We start from the raw sequence: 4,646 nt of genomic DNA, 5'->3' as shown, positions 1-4,646 counted from the left end.
CGCGTACAGGTCACCCCCCCACCCCGCCGGTAGGCGGTCGGCGGTCGGCCGGAAACGCGTTCTTGTCGGGGTGCCGGTCTGCGCTCAGAATGCGCATGACAAAAACGGGAAGCGGCCGGAAGACCTCCGGCCGCTCACGTCGTAAGAGGGGACCCCCACATGAAGAAGCCTCTCCTCGTCACACTCGGAGCCCTGGTGATCGCGGGGACCGGCCTGGCGGCACCCGCACCGGCATCGGCGGCAACCGCGCCGGAGACATCGACCGGCACCTCGGCCGGCACGCCGGCCGCCGCGGCGGCCGCCGCCGCGGCCCCCACCTTCGCCGGCACCGTCTCGCTCAGCAACTGCTCCGGCTCCGTCGTCCGCTTCCCCGACTCCGAGGACGACGACCCCGCGCTGGTGATGTCCAACGGCCACTGCCTGGAGACCGGCTTCCCGGCCGCCGGCCAGGTCATCGTCGACCGCGCCTCCACCCGCACCTTCGGCCTGCTGAACTCCGCCGGCACCCGCGTCGCCACCCTGCGCGCCAGCAAGATCGCGTACGCCACGATGACCGACACGGACGTCTCGATCTACCAGCTGACCACCACGTACGGGGCGATCAGGAGCTCGTACAACATCAGCCCGCTGACGCTCAACGACACGCACCCGGTCGCCGGCACCGGCATCACGGTCGTCTCCGGCTACTGGAAGCGCACGTACGCCTGCAACGTCGACGGCTTCGCCTACCGCCTCAAGGAGGGCAGCTGGACCTGGAAGGACTCGGTCCGCTACACCTCCGCCTGCCAGACCATCGGCGGCACCTCCGGCTCGCCCGTGGTCGACAACGCCACCGGCACCGTCGTCGCCGTCAACAACACCGGCAACGAGGACGGCGGGCGCTGCACCGAGAACAATCCGTGCGAGGTGGACGAGAACGGCACCGTCACCGTCCGCCCCGGCATCAACTACGCGCAGGAGACCTACCAGATACCCGCCTGCTTCGGCCTCGACAGCAAGCTCGACCTGAGCGCGAGCGGGTGCACCCTGCCCAAGCCGTAGCCCGCCGGCGGCCCCGGGCGGTCAGCCGGTGGGGGTGCGGCGGACCGCCCGTCCCGCCAGCACGTCCGTCCGCCGGCCGTCCTCGACGACGAACCGCCCGTCGATCAGGACGTGCGGGATGCCGGTCGGGAGCGTGCGCGGCGCGTCGAAGGTCGACCCCGCGGCGACCGTCGCCGGGTCGAAGAGGACGAGATCCGCCCGGTACCCCTCCTTCACCAGCCCCCGGTCGGGCAGCCGCAGCCGCGCCGCCGGGCGCGAGGTGAGGTGGGCGACGCACTCCTCCAGGCTCAGCACGCCCAGCTCCCGCACGTACCGGCCCAGGTACTGCGGGAACGTGCCGTACGCCCGCGGGTGCGGTTTGTCGCCGCGCAGGATGCCGTCCGAGCCGCCGGTGTGGACGCGGTGCCGCATGATCGCCCGCACGTTCTCCTCGTGGCCCACGTGCTGCAGGATCGTCGAGCCGAGGCCGTCGTCCAGGAGCAGCCGGCGGGCGGTGGTCCAGGGGTCCTCGCCGCGTGCGTCGGCGGACTGCTGGACGGTGCGGCCCACGTAGGACGCCAGCGCCGGATCGGCGGTGCCGGAGATCTCGATGGTGTCCCATTCGACGGGCACGCCGTGGCACCCGTCCGAGCCCACCACCTCCAGGTGGTGGCGGATGCGCCCGGCGCTCTCCTCGTCCCGCAGCCGGGTCAGCGTCGCCGCCGGGCCGCCCTCGCTCGCCCAGCCGGGCAGCAGGGCCACCAGGGTCGTGCAGCCGGGCGTGTACGGGTAGGTGTCGAGGCTGATGTCGGCCCCGCCCGCGAGCGCCTCGTCGAGGAGCGCCAGCAGGTCCGGCGCCTTCCCCTTGTTGACGCCGAAGTTCATGGTGGCGTGCGCCAGGTGCAGGGCGCAGCCCGCCTCGCGGGTCAGGTCCACCATCTCCCGGTACGCGTCGAGGGCGCCGGCGCCGTACGAGCGGTGGTGCGGGCAGTAGTAGCCGCCGTACTCGGCGACCACCCGGCACAGTTCCGTCAGCTCGGCGTCCTTGGCGTACATGCCGGGGGTGTACGTGAGCCCCGAGGACATGCCGACCGCGCCCTCGCGCATCCCGTCGGCGACCAGCTGCCGCATCCGCCGCAGCTCTTCGGGCGTCGCGTCCCGGTCGTCCCAGCCGACGGCGAGCATCCGCACGGCGCCCTGGGGGATCAGGTAGGCGGCGTTGACGGCGATCCCCTCACCGCCGAACCCGTGGTCCAGGCGGTCGAGGTATTCCCCCACCGAGCGCCAGCTGAAGTCGATGTCGTCCCCGCTGCCGTTCCAGCCGGTGATCGCGCGGCGCACCTCGGCGAGCGTGCGGTCGTCGACGGGCGCGTACGACAGCCCGTCCTGCCCGATGACCTCCAGGGTGACGCCCTGGGCCACCTTGGCGCTGTGGTCGGGGTCCCGCAGCAGGGCGAGGTCGCTGTGGGCGTGCATGTCGATGAACCCCGGGGCCAGGACGAGCCCCTCGGCGTCCACCACCCGGCGGGCGGCGGGCCGCAGACACCCGGCCGCGGCGGCCTCCTGCACCACGGTCGTGATCCTGCCGCCCTCGATGCCCACGTCGGCCCGGTAGGACGGGCCTGCGCCGCCGTCGACGACGTCCACGTCACGGATGACGAGATCCATCATGGCGGGCTCCTAGAAGTAGGTGCGGATGTAGTCGACGACCGTGCCGTCCTGTTCGACGAGCGGGATCAGCTGCCACTTGTCGAACGAGGTGCAGGGGTGCGAGAGGCCCATGCCCAGCCAGTCGCCCACCTCCAGCCCGGCGCCCTCGTCGGTGCGGACCCAGGCGTGCTGGTCGGACAGCGAGGTGACGGTGACGCCGTCCGCGGGCCGCTCGCCCTCCCGCGTCCGCACCACCTGCACCTCGGGCAGGTCCAGGTCGTACGCGGCGTCGCGCTTGCCCGCGTTGGCGAACGCCTGCCCGGCCGACGGACGCGAGACGACCTGCGCCCACAGGCGGAAGGCGGGGTGCAGGGCGCCCTCCTCGGGGACGCGGACGAAGGGCGTCACCTCGCGGTAGTGCCCGTCGTCGTGCGAGACGTAGGCGCCCGAGCGCAGCAGCTTCAGCACGGGCAGCGACAGTTCGGGCAGCTCCGCGAAGACGTCGGCGACCGCGTCGAACCAGGCGCTGCCGCCCGCGCTGACCACGATCTCGTCGAGCCCGGCCGCGCCGAACCGGCCCGCCTTGTCGAAGTCCGCCGCCAGGGCGGTCAGCCGGCGCAGCCACGTCCGTACCCGCTCCGGGTCGGCGTCCGGCACCTCGCCCTCGTACCCGGCGACCCCCACCAGCCGCAGCGTGTCCACCCCGGCCACGGCGTCCGCGACGGCGGCGCACCCGGCCTCCGTCCGCACGCCGGTCCGGGCGCCCTCGCCCGCGCCCAGCTCGACGACGACGTCCACCGGCCGGGCCGGATCGCCGCCGGCGCGCAGGGCGGCGTCCATCAGCTCGACACCGCGCACGGAGTCGACGTAGCAGACGAAGCGGAAGCCGGGGTCGGCGGCGAGCTGCGCGGAGACCCAGGCGAGGGCGGCCGGGTCGACCAACTCGTTGGCGAGGAAGATCCGCCGCACGCCGAAGGCCCGGGCCACCCGTACCTGGTGCGGCACGGCGAGGGTGATGCCCCAGGCGCCGTGCTCGATCTGCCGCTGGAAGAGCTGGGGGGCCATCGAGGTCTTGCCGTGCGGTGCGAAGGCGAGGCCGTGGCGCTGCGCGTAGGTCTCCATGAGCCGCAGGTTGTGCTCCAGGCGCTCGGCGGAGAGGGCGAGCACCGGCGTGGTGAACCCGCCCGTGAACAGGTTGCGCCGCTCGGCGGCCAGCTCGCCGACGGTCAGGCCCTCGGCGTCGGGCGGAAGTCCCTTGAACCGGTGGTCGACACGCTCGTCCGCGAGCGCGGCCAGACGTTCCGCGGTGGTGTCGCCAGCCATGAGAGCCTCCTGATCAGGATCGTTGCACTGTACGCAACAGGCATTGCGTATTGCGCTTACCGCTGTCTAACATCTCGGCCAACGCCGGGTCAACGGAGCCGACCGGACCCGCGCCAGGACGAGGAGCCCCAGCCATCGTGACCCCCACCGGACCGTCCGACGACGCCACGCGCCCCCCGGCCGACGCGGAGGTCGTCACCCTCGGCGAGTCCATGGTCACGTTCCTCCCCTCCCGCCCGGGCCGCCTGGCCGACGTGCCGTCCTTCGAGCGGGCGATCGGCGGCGCGGAGTCCAACGTGGCCTGCGTCCTGGCCGCCGCCGGCCACACCGCCCGGTGGGTCGGCCGGGTCGGCGCCGACGGCTTCGGCGACCACCTCCTGGAGACGATCGCCTCCTACGGCGTCGACACCACGGCCGTGCGGCGCGACCCCGCCCGCCCCACCGGCATCTACTTCCGCACGGCCGGCGACCGCTCCACGGACACCCACGAGGTGGCGTACTACCGCAAGGGCTCGGCGGCCTCGGCGATGTCCCGCACCACCGTCGACCTGGACGCGCTCGACTCGGGCCGCGTCCTGCACCTCTCCGGCATCACGGCGGCCCTCTCCCCGTCCTGCCTGTCGCTCCTGACCGCCCTCACGGCCCCGCGCCCC

Annotated in this window: 4 protein-coding genes; 2 read left to right on the top strand and 2 right to left on the bottom strand. The window is 73.4% G+C overall.

All coding sequences use genetic code 11. The annotated features are described in order from the left end of the window. The first annotated feature begins 159 nt into the window (after positions 1-159). The gene (locus FGF04_RS14740; protein WP_149511754.1) at positions 160-1,041 is read left to right on the top strand and encodes a S1 family peptidase; all 882 of its coding nucleotides are present in this window, start codon (positions 160-162) and stop codon (positions 1,039-1,041) included. Between the two features lie 21 nt (positions 1,042-1,062). On the opposite strand, the gene FGF04_RS14735 is transcribed toward FGF04_RS14740, so the two are convergent. Both FGF04_RS14735 and FGF04_RS14730 read right to left on the bottom strand, forming a co-directional pair. Next, the gene (locus FGF04_RS14735) at positions 1,063-2,691 is read right to left on the bottom strand and encodes an N-acyl-D-amino-acid deacylase family protein (RefSeq protein WP_149511753.1); all 1,629 of its coding nucleotides are present in this window, start codon (positions 2,689-2,691) and stop codon (positions 1,063-1,065) included. Positions 2,692-2,700: 9 nt separating this feature from the next. After that, positions 2,701-3,993, bottom strand: a complete 1,293-nt coding sequence (locus tag FGF04_RS14730; protein WP_149511752.1) for an amino acid deaminase — start codon at positions 3,991-3,993, stop codon at positions 2,701-2,703. Positions 3,994-4,130: 137 nt separating this feature from the next. Between FGF04_RS14730 and FGF04_RS41065 the strand changes: the two genes are divergently transcribed. After that, on the top strand, positions 4,131-4,646 hold a 516-nt coding region (locus FGF04_RS41065; protein ID WP_235882337.1), incomplete at its 3' end, for a PfkB family carbohydrate kinase.

The sequence above is a fragment of the Streptomyces apricus genome (assembly GCF_008369065.1).
Lineage (GTDB): Bacteria > Actinomycetota > Actinomycetes > Streptomycetales > Streptomycetaceae > Streptomyces > Streptomyces apricus.
Note: the sequence above shows the minus strand (reverse complement) of the source record. Positions and strands in the feature narration are given on the sequence as shown.